The sequence below is a fragment of the Pseudomonas sp. p50(2008) genome, assembly GCF_015351605.1.
GTDB lineage: Bacteria > Pseudomonadota > Gammaproteobacteria > Pseudomonadales > Pseudomonadaceae > Aquipseudomonas.
The window spans coordinates 142,963-160,569 of record NZ_JACMYF010000002.1 but is presented as its reverse complement, the minus strand read 5'-3'; the positions used below and the strand labels follow the sequence as shown (position 1 = coordinate 160,569).

General features: G+C 51.7%; 13 protein-coding genes. 4 read left to right on the top strand and 9 right to left on the bottom strand.

Annotation, left to right across the window (positions count from 1 at the left end; translation table 11 throughout):
* Positions 1–7 precede the first annotated feature (7 nt).
* The 4 genes from H7698_RS05795 (at position 8) to H7698_RS05780 (ending at position 5,265) form a co-directional block, all read left to right on the top strand.
* On the top strand, positions 8–1,249 hold the full coding sequence (locus H7698_RS05795; RefSeq protein ID WP_194690847.1) for an efflux RND transporter periplasmic adaptor subunit: 1,242 nt from the start codon (positions 8–10) through the stop codon (positions 1,247–1,249).
* Between the two features lie 26 nt (positions 1,250–1,275).
* Positions 1,276–4,449 (top strand): CusA/CzcA family heavy metal efflux RND transporter, encoded by a 3,174-nt coding sequence (locus tag H7698_RS05790; protein ID WP_017341678.1) that lies wholly within the window; start codon positions 1,276–1,278, stop codon positions 4,447–4,449.
* 143 nt (positions 4,450–4,592) lie between these two features.
* The gene (locus H7698_RS05785; RefSeq protein ID WP_017341679.1) at positions 4,593–4,790 is read left to right on the top strand and encodes a co-regulatory protein PtrA N-terminal domain-containing protein; all 198 of its coding nucleotides are present in this window, start codon (positions 4,593–4,595) and stop codon (positions 4,788–4,790) included.
* Positions 4,791–4,932: 142 nt separating this feature from the next.
* Entirely contained in the window at positions 4,933–5,265 is a 333-nt protein-coding gene (locus H7698_RS05780) for a DUF2790 domain-containing protein (protein WP_017341680.1), read from the top strand.
* Positions 5,266–5,428: 163 nt separating this feature from the next.
* Here H7698_RS05780 and H7698_RS05775 read toward each other — a convergent pair whose 3' ends face one another.
* The 9 genes from H7698_RS05775 to H7698_RS05745 form a co-directional block, all read right to left on the bottom strand.
* Positions 5,429–6,331 carry a group II intron maturase-specific domain-containing protein gene (locus tag H7698_RS05775; protein ID WP_130205466.1) on the bottom strand — a complete coding sequence of 301 codons (903 nt, stop codon included), beginning with the start codon at positions 6,329–6,331 and terminating at the stop codon, positions 5,429–5,431.
* 710 nt (positions 6,332–7,041) lie between these two features.
* The gene (locus H7698_RS05770; RefSeq protein WP_017341682.1) at positions 7,042–8,367 is read right to left on the bottom strand and encodes an OprD family porin; all 1,326 of its coding nucleotides are present in this window, start codon (positions 8,365–8,367) and stop codon (positions 7,042–7,044) included.
* Positions 8,368–9,080: 713 nt separating this feature from the next.
* Positions 9,081–9,383: a hypothetical protein gene (locus H7698_RS05765; protein WP_017341685.1), complete on the bottom strand. Its 303-nt coding sequence runs from the start codon at positions 9,381–9,383 to the stop codon at positions 9,081–9,083.
* A 375-nt stretch (positions 9,384–9,758) separates the two neighbouring features.
* Positions 9,759–11,021, bottom strand: coding sequence for a hypothetical protein (locus H7698_RS05760; RefSeq protein WP_194690846.1), 1,263 nt, complete (start codon positions 11,019–11,021; stop codon positions 9,759–9,761).
* Between the two features lie 2 nt (positions 11,022–11,023).
* Positions 11,024–12,163 (bottom strand): nucleoid-associated protein, encoded by a 1,140-nt coding sequence (locus H7698_RS05755; protein WP_050682854.1) that lies wholly within the window; start codon positions 12,161–12,163, stop codon positions 11,024–11,026.
* 284 nt (positions 12,164–12,447) lie between these two features.
* Complete coding sequence (locus H7698_RS31820; protein ID WP_395604941.1) at positions 12,448–12,699, bottom strand: BPSL0761 family protein; 252 nt, start codon at positions 12,697–12,699, stop codon at positions 12,448–12,450.
* A gap of 282 nt (positions 12,700–12,981) precedes the next feature.
* A complete protein-coding gene (locus H7698_RS31815; protein ID WP_414813048.1) occupies positions 12,982–13,374 on the bottom strand; it encodes a DUF6957 family protein in 393 nt (130 codons plus the stop codon).
* Between the two features lie 566 nt (positions 13,375–13,940).
* Positions 13,941–15,602: a TnsD family Tn7-like transposition protein gene (locus H7698_RS05750; RefSeq protein ID WP_082239619.1), complete on the bottom strand. Its 1,662-nt coding sequence runs from the start codon at positions 15,600–15,602 to the stop codon at positions 13,941–13,943.
* 274 nt (positions 15,603–15,876) lie between these two features.
* A complete protein-coding gene (locus H7698_RS05745) occupies positions 15,877–17,601 on the bottom strand; it encodes a TnsD family Tn7-like transposition protein (protein ID WP_194690845.1) in 1,725 nt (574 codons plus the stop codon).
* Positions 17,602–17,607 lie beyond the last annotated feature (6 nt).

The window sequence follows — 17,607 nt, the reverse complement described above, 5'->3', positions numbered from 1 at the left end:
AGTTTCCATGGATAAAAAACTAATTCTCGTCACTGCACTGACCTTGACGTTGGGTATAGGCATCGGCTCGTTGTGGATGGGCAGCCCATCGGTGCCCTCAGCCGAGGCTCAGGCTCAGGCTCAGGCTCAGGCTCAGGAGGGCAAAGGCCATGACGATCACGGCGATGAAACTACTGGCAAAAAATCAGCCGAGGGCGAACACGCCGAAGGCGAAGCGGAAGAAGGTCACTTGACTCTGAGCGAAGAGCAGATCAGCTCAGCCGGCATCCAGTTGGTCGAAGCCAAGGCGCAGAGTATTAGCCTTTCATTGCCCTTTCCTGGAGAAATCCGTTTTGATGAAGACCGCACTGCACATGTGGTGCCCCGTGTACCCGGTGTCGTCGAGTCGGTCCATGTCAATCTTGGTCAACCGGTGAAAAAAGGCCAGTTGCTGGCCGTGATCGCCAGCCAACAAATTTCTGATCAGCGTAGTGAACAAGCCGCGGCGCAACGTCGTCTTGAGTTGGCCCGTACTACCTACGAGCGAGAGCGACAGTTATGGCAGGACAAAATCTCTGCCGAACAGGATTTCCTGCAAGCCCGCCAGGCTTTGCAAGAAGCCGAAATCGCCCTCAGCAATGCTCGACAAAAAATCAGCGTACTCAGTGGCAGCTCGGTCACCAGCGGGGGTAACCGATATGAATTGCGTGCGCCGTTTGACGGGGTTGTCGTTGAGAAACACTTGGGCCTCGGTGAGGTTGTCAGCGAAACCACTAATGCCTTCACCCTCTCCGACTTGTCGCGTGTGTGGGTGACCTTTGGTGTCTCGCCAAAGGATTTAAACAAGGTACTGGTGGGCAAGTCGGTCACGGTCAGTGCGTCGGAACTGAATGCCGAAGTCACTGGAACCGTGGCCTATGTCGGCAGTTTGTTGGGCGAGCAAACTCGTACAGCCACGGTCCGCGTGACCTTGGCCAATCCACAAGGTGCATGGCGTCCCGGGCTATTCGTGACCGTGCAGGTTGACACTGATACTCGGCAAACAAAGGTCGCAGTACCAGAAGCGGCTATCCAGACGGTCGAGGACACGCAAACTGTTTTCGTTCGAACGGACGACGGGTTTAAAGCTCAGCCAGTGGAGACAGGTGGCCGTTCGGCGGGTCTGGTCGAGATCACGGAGGGCCTGGAGCCCGGTGTTCAAGTCGCCGCTGCCGGCAGTTTCATTCTGAAATCAGAACTGGGTAAAGCCTCGGCTGAACACGCCCACTGATCCGCCACTTCCACGAGAAGGTTCTCATGTTCGAACGCCTGATCCAATTTGCCATCGAGCAGCGCATCATCGTGCTGCTCGCGGTTCTCCTCATGGCCGGCCTCGGTATAGCCAGCTACCAGAAGCTGCCGATCGACGCCGTTCCCGATATCACCAACGTCCAGGTGCAAATCAACACAGGGGCAGCAGGTTTTTCACCACTGGAAACCGAGCAGCGCATCACGTTTCCCATCGAAACTGCAATGGCTGGTTTGCCGGCTCTAGAACAAACTCGCTCGCTGTCACGCTCGGGTTTGTCGCAAGTCACAGTGATCTTCAAGGAAGGCACTGACCTGTTCTTCGCCCGACAATTGGTCAACGAACGGTTGCAGGTGGCCAAGGAGCAACTACCCGAGGGGGTGGAAGCCGTCATGGGGCCGATCTCAACCGGTCTGGGTGAAATTTTCCTGTGGACGGTCGAGGCTGAAGAAGGTGCCGTCAAGGAGGACGGCAGTCCCTATACGCCGACCGACCTGAGGGTGATCCAAGACTGGATCATCAAGCCTCAGCTGCGCAATGTTCCCGGGGTCGCCGAAATCAATACCATTGGCGGGTTCGCCAAGGAGTACCAGATTGCGCCCGATCCAAAACGCTTGGCGGCTTACAAGCTTACGCTGACTGACCTTGTTACAGCGCTGGAGCGCAACAACGCCAACGTCGGTGCCGGTTACATCGAGCACAGTGGCGAACAGTTACTGATTCGCGCACCTGGCCAAGTAGCGACCACCGAAGATATCGCCAATATCGTCATGGCCAACGTCGACGGTACGCCCATCCGTGTCAAGAACGTCGCAACCGTGGACATCGGCCGTGAATTGCGCACGGGGGCAGCGACCGAAAACGGTCGTGAAGTGGTGCTCGGCACAGTGTTCATGCTGATCGGTGAGAATAGCCGCACCGTGGCCCAAGCCGTTGCTAGCAAGCTTGAGCAAATCAACCGCTCACTGCCAAAAGGGGTGGTGGCAGTCACCGTCTATGACCGTACCAATTTGGTGGACAAGGCAATTGCCACCGTTAAGAAGAACTTGATTGAAGGTGCGATCCTGGTGATCGCGATTCTGTTCCTGTTCCTTGGCAACATTCGCGCGGCTCTGATTACTGCCATGGTGATCCCGCTCGCGATGCTATTCACATTCACTGGCATGTTTACCAACAAGGTCAGCGCCAACCTGATGAGCCTCGGAGCGTTGGACTTTGGCATCATCGTTGATGGCGCGGTGGTCATTGTCGAAAACGCCATCCGTCGTCTGGCCCATGCACAGCAACACCACGGACGCATCCTCACCCGCTCCGAACGCTTTCACGAAGTGTTCGCGGCGGCCAAGGAAGCACGCCGACCGCTGATTTTCGGCCAGTTGATCATCATGGTCGTGTACCTACCGATTTTTGCCCTCACCGGCGTCGAAGGAAAAATGTTTCATCCGATGGCGTTTACTGTGGTGATTGCCTTGCTCGGCGCGATGCTGTTGTCGGTGACCTTTGTCCCGGCGGCGATTGCGATGTTCGTCACCGGTAAGGTCAAGGAAGAAGAGAACATCATCATGCGTAGCGCCCGTCGGGTGTATGCGCCAGCGCTAGAATGGGTCATGGGCCATCGATCAATGGCATTCGCCATAGCACTAGCCGTTATCGCGGTGTGCGGTGTGGTCGCCAGTCGAATGGGCAGCGAGTTTGTGCCGAGCCTCAGTGAAGGGGATTTCGCGTTGCAAGCACTGCGTGTACCAGGTACCAGCCTGACGCAATCGGTAGAAATGCAGCAACGTCTGGAAAGACTTGTGTTAGCAAAGGTACCGGAGGTCAAGCGGATGTTTGCTCGTACTGGTACAGCAGAAATTGCCTCAGACCCAATGCCACCAAACATCTCTGACAGCTACGTGATGCTCAAGCCGAAGAATCAATGGCCTGATCCGAATAAATCCAGGGAGGCGTTGATAGCCGATATCCAAAAAGCTACAGCCGCCATGCCCGGAAGCAACTATGAGCTTTCTCAGCCTATTCAATTGCGTTTTAACGAGCTGATTTCAGGCGTACGCAGTGATGTGGCAGTGAAGGTCTTCGGTGATGACATGGCGGTGCTTAACAGCACCGCTGCAAAAATTGCCGCGTCCATGCAGAAGATCAATGGTGCCTCCGAGGTCAAAGTCGAGCAAACGTCGGGACTGCCGGTACTGACCATCAACATCGACCGTGACAAAGCCGCCCGTTACGGACTGAACGTTGGCGACGTACAAGACACCATTGCGGTGGCGGTCGGTGGTCGTCAAGCCGGTACGATGTATGAGGGAGACCGCCGATTCGACATGGTGGTGCGTTTATCCGACGCCATGCGTAAGGATCTCGAGGGATTGTCCACACTGCTAATCCCGGTACCGGCGCTGCTTAACACCAATGCCGATCAGATCGGGTTTATTGCTCTTTCAGAGGTGGCTAGCCTCGATCTAGTGTTGGGACCTAACCAGGTCAGTCGTGAAAACGGCAAACGTCTGGTGATCGTCAGCGCCAACGTGCGTGGGCGTGATATCGGCTCATTTGTACAGGAGGCCAGTAGCGCCATTGATAAAGAAGTGCAGATCCCGGCCGGTTACTGGACCAACTGGGGAGGACAGTTCGAGCAGCTCCAATCCGCTGCCAAGCGACTACAGATTGTAGTCCCGGTGGCCCTGCTCTTGGTGTTCGCACTCTTGTTCATGATGTTCAACAACCTCAAGGATGGCCTATTGGTGTTCACCGGTATTCCATTCGCGTTGACGGGGGGAGTCATGGCTTTATGGCTCCGAGACATCCCGCTGTCGATCTCGGCAGGTGTTGGTTTCATCGCGTTGTCGGGCGTGGCGGTGCTGAATGGTCTGGTGATGATTGCGTTCATCCGCAATCTTCGGGAGGAAGGACATTCGTTGAGTTCCGCAATCAATGAAGGGGCTCTTACCCGGTTGCGCCCAGTGTTGATGACAGCTCTGGTGGCCTCTCTTGGCTTTATTCCGATGGCACTGGCCACCGGAACGGGGGCAGAGGTCCAGAGACCCCTGGCTACCGTGGTGATCGGGGGCATCCTATCCTCAACTGCGTTGACCCTGCTGATATTGCCTGCGCTTTATCAATGGGCGCACCGCCGAGACGAGGAAGAAGCCGAAGACGAAGACGATAAAATAGAAGCCGTATAATTCTTTAGTTTTAAAAGCCCACTATCGAGATTCGATAGTGGGCTTTTTTATGTGAGCTACATAACGAATCTGTAATCTTGGCGCCACCGTGTTGATAGGTTCGAATTGATACCCTACTAGCGTTAACTATATGAGGTGTCAGTATGAAAATTGCTCAAATCTGCGCTCTTGCGGGTGCTTTAATCCTTTCTTCAGTTGCTTTAGCCGAAGGTGGGGGGGACAGAACCTTCGAAAAAATGATGGCGGCGCGAGATGTGGCAATGGAGGCATATGTTGCTAGAGAAGGGAAGAGCGTTCCCGTGGTTTCAAGTGATGCTAAAGATGAGACAGGTAAAATGTAGTAGTACTGCGTATAAAAAACCGCTTCCGGTTTCCGGCGGCGGTTTTTTTTACGGCTTTATTACACATTCGTAACCTAGCCGCCACGCCATCGCAATGTTCGAATTGATATCCTTGTAACAGTTAATATATGAGGTACTAAATATGAAGTTCATGAGTATTATTACTTTCGCTGGAGCTCTGACGTTATCCTCTCTCGTACTGGCGGAAGGGGGAGGAGACAAAGCCTTTGAAAAGATGATGGTGGCGAATGCTAAAGCCATGGAGCAGTATGCAATTAGCCAGGGGAAAAGCGCCCCTGTGTCGAAAGAATACGAGTACGGGATGAAGGTGGATGTTGTGAAGGTTATCAGTGTGGTGCGGCCTGCAAAAGTCTGCGCAGTGGTGCCCGCCGCAATGACCTATGAAGATTCAAAAGGACAGCTAAATACAATTAGGTACACTGTGGCTGGAGAGTGTCGTAAACGAGGCGGCTAGCAGCTATGCTGCTGTCAGAGGGATTTATAACGCTCGATTAACCTCAACACTTAGAGGTATCGGGCGTTTTTTATATGCTCGTGTTTTAACGGATCGAGTAGGAGGCGGATTTACATCCGCCGTCCTCTCACACCACCGTACGTACGGATCCGTATACGGCGGTTCAAGCTATGCGGCTAAGCCGGTTTATCGTATCCAGTACCGAGACCAACCCAAGTTGATCCCATAGCTTCTTCGGCAGCGCCTGATTCATATGAGATGCTCCCGAGCTCCACCATGGGCCTCGGCCATTGAAGGCTGATTTGCAGGTGCGAGCTTCGCTAAGCCCCAGGCGCATCAAGTTACGTGCCCTCGTTGAGGGCCGCTTCCATTGACGCCAGACGACGCAGCGAAGTTTGCGTCGTACCCAGCCGTCAATTTCCTCAAGTGGCCGTTTGCTCTGACTGAGCTTGAAATAGCCTGCCCACCCGCGCAGCACAGGGTTTATTCGTTCGATGACATTCGCCATCTTGTGGTCCCGCGCCCCGCGCAGCAGGTCTCTTAACCGGTCGTGCAAGCGACCCAGACTCATCGTCGCCACTCTCAGCCTCGGTTGCTGATGCCAGCTCATCCCATAACCCAGATAGTCGCAGACCCAAGGCCGTGCTACGTGGCTCTTTTCCCGGTTCAGCGTCAGTTTCAGGCGCTGATTCAGGAAACGCTCAACACCGGCCATCACCCGCGTGCCAGCTCGCTGACTGCGCACATAGATGTTCGCGTCGTCGGCATAACGCACGAAGCGATGGCCTCGCCGTTCCAGTTCGCGGTCGAGTTCGTTGAGCAGGATGTTCGACAGCAACGGCGAGAGCGGGCCGCCTTGATACGCACGCCTAAGGTTGGCCGGTACAAGCACCTGCTCCATCAGCGTGTCCGGCTCCGCGTTCGTCCACGTCACAGACGCCGCCGATACCTGTGCGCTGTCAGCCGTCATCCTCGGATACTGTCCGGGACTCGGAGTAACAGTCTTCTCTTGGAGAAATTTCTGCATTTCGGTATTCAACGAGACTTTGACGCCTACTGGCGGCATAACTTGTTCGGCCCTTGGTGACGGGTTTATTCGCCACTTACTACGGCCTCGGCTGACTTCTGCACGTTCATCCCGTCGCCTCTCGACGCTCGGTAGCACTGTGGCAAACGTGCAGATCTCCCAGGGTAATTCGCGCGACCTTCCTGCTTATGCCTGTCGGATCTACGTCGCAGCGTCCCGTGCAAGTATTGGGCTTTAGGGAAACACGCCCCTTTACCCCGCTGCGCCGCCTCTATCCGCTTGCTGTTCGTCAGGCCAGCATTTTGCCTCGGGCTTCCTTCAGATTCGCGGTCACCCGCGACACCCTTGCCTCTGGCTAACACTTCCCCTTGCCGGGTGTGTAGAGGACTTTCACCTCCAAGTCACCAGCGAGGCCACACAGCCAAGCTGGTTGCGCTTGCGCGCAACGCGCCATGCCTGGCGCACGCATAAAAAAGACGTCCCGAGGGACGTCTTAAAAATTCACCTTTTTCCAAAGGAGCTTCTAAAGGTGAGCTTGGAGCTTTAACTGAACAGCAATGAGTTTCAGATTTTCACAGACTAGCTACTTGTCTATAGGAATCCAACCAGATGCGCTAGCTAGGTTCCTATTAACTCCCACTCACTATAAGCAATTTAAGTTAACGTGGAGATGATTGAAAAATTACATTTTTGAAATCTTTCTATCGAAAACGGGATATTCGTCAAGAACGAATCATCCCGTTCAGGTATTACAGAATCGCTAGTGGGTACTCAACAATCACACGGACTTCATCCAAATCCGATTCAAATGCGGTTGCACGGGTGTTCGCTTGCCGCAAGCGGAAAGACATATCTTTCAAGGAACCTGTCTGAACGACGTATTTTACTTCGATGTCGCGCTCCCAACGTTTCTGATCGGTCAACGGGTTCCCGTCCGCATCGCGCCGCATGTATGTTGCGTTAGCGTTGGAGTAGTCAGCGTCGGTGCCACGACCATAACGTGTCATAAACGACAAGCCGGGTACGCCATACGAGCTCATGTCGAGGTCGTAACGAACCATCCATGAACGTTCTTTTGGCGAGTTGAAGTCGCTGTACTGGATTGAGTTGTCGAGAAAGATGGAATCCGACTGACGCAGATAGTCGAAGTCGTCGTTACCATTATTTCGCTGGTGAGAAAGTGCAAGTGAGTGCGCACCATACTTCACGCCAATTTTAGCGCTCCAAATATTGTTGTCGAACTCGCCCAGCAGTTTTTTCCCTTCGTCAACTGCCTTATAGTAATTCACACCGCCGAATACGGAAAGCTCATCAGACAAGGAGTAGTTCAACCCGGTGCCAGCATAGTATTGATTCCAGGCGTCTTTGAGACGGCTGGAGTAAAGACTAACGATGACATTCTTGTTCACAGTGTAGTCGCCACCGAAATAGCCGACCCAAGGCGAATTAACGGGGCCCGCATAGAAGGTCGCGAAATTGTCGCGCATATTGCTGGAGACTGGTTGACTCATAGCATGCAGGCGACCACCCTGAACAGTCAGTCCTTCGATGCTGGTATTGGTCGCGGTCACACCCCGGAAACTTTCCGGTAGAAGCCTTGAGTCGCCAGACGCCACGACAGGGTTGGCGGGAAATACATCACCGACTTTCACCACAGTGTCAAAAGCGCGAACTTTGGCCGCGCCACCGACTTTCGTGTATTCATCTCGAGCTTCGCCGTCACCGTTGACAGGTAGTACATCGAACGAGCTACGACCGCCATTACGACCGTCACCCGTATCAAGCTTCAACCCGATCATCGCGAAAGCATCGACACCCACGCCAACAGTGCCTTGAGTAAATCCGGATTCGAACTTACTGATAATCGCATGCGACCAGGCTTCGGAGTAGCCATTGCCCGTGGGGCTTGATTGACCGTTACGATGATCACGATTGAAGTAGAAATTTCGATTGAGCACGGTAAGGCTGCTGTCTTCGATAAACCCCCCAGTCTTTTCCTCCGCAAACACTATAGAAGGCCCAGAACTGACAACCAACGCCAAAGCGGCCATCGAAAATTTCGTATTGTTATCCATTAATCACTCCTTAGGTTCGGCAGAACTAGAAAGCTCTTCGGCTGGAATTATTGTTTACGGGAGCAGTTTCTGCCCCCGTATCGTCGCCGACTTGTATCGTTGCAATTTGAAGATAACGGGGAGATGATTGAACAATTACAATTCTGTAATGTTCGCCTGTTTTTTCAAAATTAACTTTTTCGGCATGCCCCCAACCGATGGGTGGCTCTACCTTTACTAGGGCTTTTCTCAGGAGTACTCTTAACCAGCAGCACGAATCAACACCTGAAAGTGCGCATGCTCAGGAGCTGAAACCAGTTCTCGATGCATCGTCACAGCGAAGTCGAACCGAGATTGTTTATATTTTTGGCTCACCTGACCAATCTGACCATCACACAGCCTTATATGATTCAAGCAGTGACCGCGGTCAAGTTGGGATGCGGCAATAGCTGTACCCGGAAGGCGCTCGCCGCTAACCAAAATGAGACAGCGATAGCGGAAATATTCAGGATGTAGTGTTGTGGAGGTTTCCCATCCGCTTGTTCAAAAAACCGAGTATTTTTTAATACTGCTGGAGTTGTTTCTTTTGGACTTTATCAGCCAGTCCCTATTACGGCGCATACTGGTCAAGTTACATGCAAACGAATGTCTGCAAGAAAACAACTGGCTGGTCAGTGGTATTGCATAGGGAGCAAGAGCAGTGTAATGAAGCACGTTCTTTAACGATACGATAGTTACTGGATGGGTTTGACCGAGACCACATCGAAATATTTGAATTTCTTCTTTTTAGCTTCATTTTTTGCATCTTGTTCCGCGACAAGAGTACTCAGCGTGTTCGCATCATAAATGAATACGCTCACGTCGCCTTCGAAGTCCTTGGTAACATGCAGTGTCACCCTCAGCTTCGGTGATAGCGGTTTAGAGTTTAGTCGGGACGTTGGACTCGGCTGCGGCTTTGCGAGTACTACGGGGTCGGATTGTTTTGGGGAGCCGAATAGCGCCAAGCGCATATCCTCCTCATTCAGTTCATCGCTCATCTGGGATTTCTCGTCGCTAATGTAAGACGCGGGACCTTCAATACGTAGACTACGTGGCAACCTCCTGCTGACCGCCAACTGTGATGGCCTCAGGAGTTTCAAATGGTGGGTTTTCCTCTCTTAACGTTTATCACTGAACGATTGAAAACGACGTGGCCGAGGGATAAGCCAGATTTCCCGCAAAGCGCTGCCTTTATGAAAACCGCCGCACGCTCCAGCTCCGTTGAGGATGCTGCGTGCTCAGCCGCCACCTGTTTGTTGCGAGCATAAATTTTTTCCTCGAGCAATTGAAGACAGCGTGGATCATTATTCAACAGTTTGAACTTACTAATCCAATTTCACCTTAAAATTTTCCATAGAAATGAGGCAAAGCCTTTACGGGCTGAGAAAGTTCGGGACTACGTTGAGCGCGGAAAACACGATCGACAGGATGGTCATCAATAACCATACGAAACCATCCCAGTATTTTATCGCGGCCAGCAGCAAAGCCCCGACGATTGGCAGCAAGGACAGCCCCTTCAGCAAGCGAAAGGTCCTGGTTAGCGTTCGGCCCTGCTTGTCGACTTGGTCGATGGTGATCCTGAGCAAGCCCTGAAGTTTTGGGGGATAGGTTTTTATCTTGTCCTTAAAATCATCGAAGATGACATTGAAACTGTGTAGCAGGCGCTCTGTTTGCAGCATTTGATTGTGGAGGATCGCAAGCAGAACCACAGAGACCACTGCCAGCCCAAGGACAAGAATAAAACCTTCGAATTTTGAGGTGGTTTTCTCCAGCACGACCAGACCCGCTAACGATATCGGCAGGGCAAGCATCTTGCCCGCAATGTCGCCCAGTACCCCGCTAAGCTTAGTGCCATAGTCGATTTCAGCCTGGGCCACCTCGCGCCGGGCCCGCTCAAACGAGAAGCTATAGACGTAGGTTTGCAGATTCGCACGGTACGTGGCGAGGACCTCCCGCCACTCCCGCACGATCACCAAGAACAGATTCGGCTCGCTCTCAAACTTCTCGATGACGCTCGCCACCGCCATCCGAATCATCAATTTTCGTTCGGAGAGGTGCGCCTTGTTTTCGTTTTTTCGATTGAGTATTTCTTCCAACAAGCTCAGGTGGTTGAGCTCATAGTCAAGAACCTTGACGTCAACCTGGGTAGGCAACAGAAAAGTTCTCGGAGGCTTAGCCCCATCAGGAGGCAAGGCAAAAAACAGGTTATAACCATCTGGACTGCTGTCTTTGTCGACGCCGATCGCTAGCAGTGCAAGCAGCTCGATCAACCGACAGACGCGCCTGAGCGCCTTAATCGCCGAAGGTTCGGTGTCATCACTATCCGCCCAACTGAGCTCAACAATGTACACGTTGCTCGGAAATTGGCCCTTGCCCAATGAGCCATTGCGAGCGACAAACTCGCCTAAGTTCGCGTAGAACCGGCCCGACTCGTTCGATGGCAAGCGAAACTCAATATCTAGAGAGTCCGCTTCTTCAGAGCAATGCTCGAACTTGCCATAGGCTGCGGGCAGGTCATCACACATTCGCAACGCACCGATAATGTCGGGCGTTGGCCTCCCCTCATAGCGGATGACCCCATCCTCAATGGTGGGCGCTCCGAGGGCACGGTAGAGAGCTACCACATTGGAAAACATTCTTAGCCAGCCCTAGCCAGCAATTCTTTCTCGATCACACCAACCAGTTCGGCAGTCAGATTGGACAGGGTCAACTTCTTACGTCCCTCATCATAGTAAACGTCTGCAGCCGGATCCTTACCTAACGCTCCACGCTCGAATTGCAACGACCAGTTAGCAGCGTCCCCCTTGATACGGGTCTTCTCTTTCAGCGATTTCGCATTGACCGTAAAGTCGTCCGGCACCTTATGTTTCTCACTATTCAAATAGTCTTTCAGCCCAACGATTTCATCCACTAAGTCAGCGGGTACGTGTGCGACAGCGACGTGGCAGATGGCGTCCAGGCGCGCGGACTTGCCTGCGGCCAACTGCTCCTCCAGATATTTGATCACCGCCTCTTTGGCCTTATAACCAAAGCTTTTTAACGCTTTGTTGTCGCGAAAAAACCGGGCAACGTTATCAATGGCATTTTTGGTAGCGCGTCCGGAGGCCACTCCTTTCGCACAACCCAGTGCAGAAATGAAATAGTCAGATGCCTGACTATCACGGCCGCGGCTGATAAAACACAGGTAGGTTGAATCCACTTCATCCTCCGCGTCATCCTCATCCTCATCCTGCTCAGGCGCAGCAGCGGCCGCAGCAGCCATAGCCTTTATGGCCACGAAGCTAGCCAAGTTGATCCTGGCGGCCTGCTGAACCTTGTTGAGATCGACCTCTTGAATTTCCTTCGGCACATAGTTTTCGTCCAGCTGAATACCACCGCGCTCCTTCATGCTGGCGACCAGGAAAAAGTCGGTTGCGCCCGAGGTGTACTGGGCGCAAAGGATGTGTCCACCAGTCGACAAGACTTGATTACCGGCTTGCTCCACCAGCTGGTCCATTGCCAAGTGGGTCAAGTCGATAAATTGCGCTTTATCATCTTGTACTTCTACGAACGCGGTGAAGCGCTCTGGAAACGGCCCCTGACGGTCATCATTGGCAAACTGTCCATAGACCACACTGTTGCCTTCTTTGCCGATGAGGCCGTGGATGCCATTGACCAGAAAATGCAACGCAGGATTTTCAGTATCGAGCGCCACATCCTTCTTGACCACCTCGGAGATAAAGCTGGTCTTGGCCAGCTTCTTGAAGCTGTGAATAATGGCAGTTTTCAGTGTGATCATAGGTCGAATTCCGTTCCGATAGTATCAATATGGAATCACTGAAAATAACACCTTACCCAACAAACTTCAGGCCTTATCTCGGCACGTGACACCGCCTAAGGGCTTCAACACTTAGGCAATGAGTAAGACCGCAAGAACCCATTAACTGTACATACATACAGCATAATGATCTATACCGTTCATCAACACGAGGGGCGTAGCGTTGAAGCGCGGACAGCACCATCTCGGATTGCCACAGACCATGGTCTCTATCATAGACTCAGTCTGAGTAAGTTTTTCCAGCCTTACCCGTCAGTGCTAGAGCTCAACTGGGGAGTGTGAACCACTATCGCGAACTCTCGCGTTGGATCGCTCGGATCCTTTGTTTGAAGCAACTCTTCGAAGGAGCCGATCCCAAAGATCACCCATGGTTCCGGGTAATGCCGCAGGAGGCGTTTTGCCTGCTGACGAACAGATTCTGGGAGGGTCTGATCTCTGGACAGCTCACGCAAGAACTCGCCTGTTTGGACGATACTCCGGGTACGCTCGCAGGGCATGGTCATGTGTTGCCACCCCGCTAGAATTTGCGCTTAACCTTAGAAAACCAACCGCCATCGCCGAGAATTCTGGGGATGTGAACCATTCGTTTGAATTATAGCAAGCACGCCGCTCGGCTCCTCTGAAGTAGACAGGCCCCCCCTATAAACCAGGTTCTAGGGGGCGATTGCTGATACTTGGCCAACACTATTGGTAAGCACCGAAAAATATAGGGATGGCTGAGGCGGACGAAACCTAAAACGCGGAACGTCGATGACTGCCACATTGCGCACCAGTGACTTTCAGTACAGGCTCTGCGCGACGTCCAGGTCTGTTCGTACCCTTCGACCGGGTCCCATCAACACATACACGGTGTTTTTAGTCTCGAACAGGCAATCATGGGTGAAGGAAACACCCAATGAGGTTCTTACCCAATGACCGCGAGGGAAACGTCCTTTGCTATCGTGGATAACATATAAAGCGTTGACCAAAGTGGGAGTGACTCCTCTTCTCACAACGGCCTTTAACTGACGGGGGGAGACCGCTATTTCAACCACTGTCCAATCAGCGACTATGCAATAGGCGCGTCCAGGGAAGTAAAATCCGACCAGAGCCACGGCGTCTGAATGAGCTAGCTCACATCCAGGTAATCTTTCGCCACCGGAAAGCAGTTCAACTAGGCCCGCCAAATTCATTCGTCCCTCCGACTCACTTCAAAAATCGAGTCGAATAATCAATCACATCAATCAGCATAGCTGCGCGTAAAGCGCCTAGTCTTAACGCCGATGAACAGCACGCAAAATTTGACTCATCTCCTCGAAAGCTGATGCTTAGCCCGGTCGCTATGGTCTGATTCACCCCGCGATACCTCTGATCGCGGGCTCACGTTCTCAAGACCTACAGCTCTACGTATCCCTCGCCTCACTGAACACCACAATTTCAATCGGTGGTGTCGCCGTCTGGAGTGGCTTGCGCCAGTTACCGACGTCATGCCATTGTCAATGCTTGAATCCCACTTCGGGATAGGTGCAAATGGGAGTGAAGCCGGGGCGTCAGGGAATACCGATGTCTGCGGCATTGAGTGGGGCGATACGCCGTACGCGGCATAGAACCCTTGTCTGCTGAAGACGCTGATAGAGTGCACGTCCAATGCCCCGTAGAAGTGCCGCTAGTTCAATATAAATAGTGACATTCGCCGCCCAAAAAACACGCCTGAGGGATCATAGAATCCAGAGCATTACCCGGATATTCTATAAAATATCTACTTGGACGCGATCATCTCCATGTATGCATTCCCCCCCATGGGCATATCATAACCTGGCGGCCCTTCCCATTGTCGCGATACGCCGGTATTTCTAAGCATCATTTCACCGTCAATACTTTCCTTGACCATGCTGTCCAAATCCCACTCGAAGTGATTTATGAGAGCCTGGCAGGCCACATGAGGTACTGTAGTCAATAATTTTAAGCTGGAGCTGTTTGGGGGTAACTTAAGCCTCGCGATCTCCGACATCGTCCATATAAATCTCCGCAACCGGAAATGCCAAAGAGATTCTAGATGAAGCTCAAGTTGTTCTGACACTAACGGAAACGACTTACGAGTCGCACGCTCCCTACTTACTTTTCGCGGCAACAGTGCAAGCATGTTACTGATATTTACTCGAGCCTGTTTTTGGGTGATGCGGTACAAATTCTCAACGCCTTCTTTAAGAATGGTTGCGTATTTTTCGTCCTCATCGCTCACCACCGACTCGACACTATTCTTCTGCTTTACGTCCCTTGTAATTTCACTCAATAACCAGTCCTTATCGTTTTCGTTGAGCCAGCGTGTTACTTGATAAGCATTGACCCAAAGATAGTCCATACCAATACCTGGCTTAACCTCAAGTAGTATTGAGATTTTTTCTCGATAAGCCTTTTTTTTATTTTCTGGCAGAGCTTTCTCTTTAAGACGGACCGTCGGGTTTGCCGAGCTAGCAAGTAGAGACTCTTCTGCTAAGCATTTCTCAAAATTTTCTGCACTACCAAATAGATGGAGAGATATTAGAAGATGCCGCGCCAACGGCATATCGATTTGACCTCTTGTTGTCGATAGTCTAATCCATTGACGTCGGATACCAGCTGCGTATGCCAGGTCAATTTTCGAAATAATTTCATCGCCGAATTTTTCACGAATACTGCTAAACAATTTAGCAGTACCAATCAGATTTCCATGAACAAACCCACGCTTCTTTGCTTGACGCCGATAACAGGCAGCCAAAACCTTATAATCCACCGATGGCAGATTGCGTTGCAAAATATCATTTACAAAAACTGCATATTCTTGTTCTTCAGATGAGGCTAGTAAGCGGTTCGCAGGTTTAATAGCGCTCCACCCACAAACACAATCATCGGTTAAGTTAGGCAATAACTTGTTTTTACGAAAGAAAGGGTGAGAACAATCCTGACAAGATTGAAGAAGTTCCTCGCCATGCCGCCAGCAGGCCGTAACGCCCGGTACATGATGAGCTCGGTGCCAATATGCGTAACCTGACTCTATGAGGTCAGCCTGCACACAGGCTAAGCAAATTTTGGCTCTGCTATTTTTTGTACCCTCCCACCTAGGCACTCGGGCAACATCTGACAAAACTCTGTCCAGTTCCTTAGATGGGTCTTTTGACAACCCTATAAAAGGTTTGTATGCAGGAAAATAAGTATTAATTTCAAGCAATTCATTAAAGTTGCTTTCTTTAACTCCAGGTAATCGAGACGCAAGGTTCCCTAATTGCTTTGGTATAATCGAAAGTTGAAATGGGGCAACGCCAAAAAGGTCACGAAACGTTTCTGCCTCTGTTTTGTTTCCAGACAAAAAATGGTACCTCGTAATACGAGATAACAGTGTCTCATCTGGCATCGATATTGGAAAAAAAAGAATGCTGGACATGAGTAGCCGATTTTTTAGCGTGGGTTCTGGTAGGACGCGAATCCTGTGAAGGAAGTACTTTTATCACATATCACCCTGTACCCAGGCAAGGATTTTTATGAGCGCAACACAGTAGCGAACAGCCACCAACTACTACTTTAAAAAATCCGCCGTTTTTTATTCGGTGTCATAATATAATACCGAACACATATAAATACCCTTCATGTATTGCTTCGCCAAAAACTCACACAGCGAATCTACGCGTTGCTCATTGACGGGGCTTCTGGCGACGGCGTTACAGAGCAATATCCATACTAGAATCAGAATGCAGTCCCCCTGTGCGCGGTTTTCTGATACACGCTGTTCGATATATCGATGATTGAGTAATTGGTTTGCCGTCTAGTTTTAGCTTACGCTCGGCCCAGCTCAAACGCCTCCTATGGAATGCATCCAGGGTTTCGCATTCGGCCGCCAGTGCAGCCGCACAGCGCGGCAGCTTGTTGAGCTGCTTTTCAAACCTAGATAACACATGAAGCTCTCTGCCTATTTTTGTCCGTGAGATACGGACAGGTTTACCTGGAAGCGTTCGTAACATTTCAGCGCATTGAACCACTTCATTGGCAAGGTTAAGGTCGAGGTCTTTGAATCTTTCTGCTTGCTGTCTGCGCGGTCTGTGGGCTTTACCTGGCTCTTGTGTGCGCTCAGACAGCCATTGCCGATCGTTTCGATGAAGCCACACATAATCTCGACACTCATGAGCTAGGCGAGCTCTGTAATCCCCCTCAAATCGAGTCCTCCTATCACCCAGCTGTTTCGAAAGCCTCGCCTCTTTCCATCGGTCAGGTCCATCCGAAATCGCGCGTATCATTCGGTAGACGCATGGAATCGAGTTCCTTGTTACTGACGCTATGGTCTTCGCGTCAGCCCCCGAGAGCGCCAGCCTCCAGATCGTTTCAGATGCCTCACTCATATACTCAATGGTGCTTGAGCGACTGGTTGGAGATCCGTTGGCATCTCGTACACCAGGAGTTTCGGTATTGGCTGTTCGATTAAGCGACTCGGTAATAGGCCCGTTCTGCCGCAGTATCCTTTCCATGTCGACCTTCAGCGCGCAGGCCAGCAGGATGAATTTCAGCGGATGATGGGTGCCCCTCGGCTTACGCAAAAGCTTCACAACCCAGGCCGCCGGTATATCCGCAGACGATTGTTTCAGTATCGAGTACTCCCCTGAGGAGGGGAGAGCCTCAAAGAACGCAGACATGTGCCGCGCCAATCTGCCTAAGTGCAGCCGACCAGTGTCAGAAGTCATTTCCAAGGCAATAGCGCTATCCAGAAACACTGATCGAATCGCATCAGGACATAATGGAGGAACATCGGTCTCAAGCACCTGCATCGAACGCTGCGCTATTTCGTGCAGAGCACTTTGTAGATTTTGAGGGATGTCTAACGAAATGGAGTGAGACTGAACGTCCTCATCGTCCGGTAAGTGCATTCTTCGAGAATTTCGGCTCAACCAGCGGTAATCAAGGAACTTCAACGGGGTTCCATGGTGTGGACAGATCAAAACGCCTGGAAGCTGATGCACACGGTGCCAGTACGCTGCTCCCACACAGGCCATGTCCTGGTTGATACAGTCGAAGCACAATCGCACTCTCGAAGCGAACTCGAGTCGACTCGCGATTAACCCCAACCTTAGCATCAACCCCTCGCCATTTCCCGCCATCAAGGTATTGGCGTCGTCCACTTGTTGCTGGGTCAAAAAAGGTTCGTAGTAGGGCAGCTGCGTATGGCGCTTTATAACCCCGGCTAGCGATAAGCCTGTGCCGCACGGCAGCGCCTCGGCAAGCTCAGCTAGTCGACATGGAAAAGCCACGTTCTGCGAGAAGAAGTTTGCGGACTGCGCTCCATCGAAAACTGCTCCGCAGCTACGTACGCCACAGAGCCGGGCGTATCTTGAAAGGACGCTGTGAAGCGTCTCATCGTGAAACACGGCCGGAAAGAAATGGAATTTGAGCCCCATTTCGTC

Excerpts from the sequence above, each read along its gene's own strand:
- H7698_RS05795 (WP_194690847.1), top strand. The coding sequence starts at position 8 with ATGGATAAAAAACTAATTCTCGTCACTGCACTGACCTTGACGTTGGGT.
- H7698_RS05790 (WP_017341678.1), top strand. The coding sequence starts at position 1,276 with ATGTTCGAACGCCTGATCCAATTTGCCATCGAGCAGCGCATCATCGTG.
- H7698_RS05785 (WP_017341679.1), top strand. The coding sequence starts at position 4,593 with ATGAAAATTGCTCAAATCTGCGCTCTTGCGGGTGCTTTAATCCTTTCT.
- H7698_RS05780 (WP_017341680.1), top strand. The coding sequence starts at position 4,933 with ATGAAGTTCATGAGTATTATTACTTTCGCTGGAGCTCTGACGTTATCC.
- H7698_RS05775 (WP_130205466.1), bottom strand. The coding sequence starts at position 6,331 with ATGCCGCCAGTAGGCGTCAAAGTCTCGTTGAATACCGAAATGCAGAAA.
- H7698_RS05770 (WP_017341682.1), bottom strand. The coding sequence starts at position 8,367 with ATGGATAACAATACGAAATTTTCGATGGCCGCTTTGGCGTTGGTTGTC.
- H7698_RS05765 (WP_017341685.1), bottom strand. The coding sequence starts at position 9,383 with ATGAGCGATGAACTGAATGAGGAGGATATGCGCTTGGCGCTATTCGGC.
- H7698_RS05760 (WP_194690846.1), bottom strand. The coding sequence starts at position 11,021 with ATGTTTTCCAATGTGGTAGCTCTCTACCGTGCCCTCGGAGCGCCCACC.
- H7698_RS05755 (WP_050682854.1), bottom strand. The coding sequence starts at position 12,163 with ATGATCACACTGAAAACTGCCATTATTCACAGCTTCAAGAAGCTGGCC.
- H7698_RS31820 (WP_395604941.1), bottom strand. The coding sequence starts at position 12,699 with ATGCCCTGCGAGCGTACCCGGAGTATCGTCCAAACAGGCGAGTTCTTG.
- H7698_RS31815 (WP_414813048.1), bottom strand. The coding sequence starts at position 13,374 with ATGAATTTGGCGGGCCTAGTTGAACTGCTTTCCGGTGGCGAAAGATTA.
- H7698_RS05750 (WP_082239619.1), bottom strand. The coding sequence starts at position 15,602 with ATGTCCAGCATTCTTTTTTTTCCAATATCGATGCCAGATGAGACACTG.
- H7698_RS05745 (WP_194690845.1), bottom strand. The coding sequence starts at position 17,601 with ATGGGGCTCAAATTCCATTTCTTTCCGGCCGTGTTTCACGATGAGACG.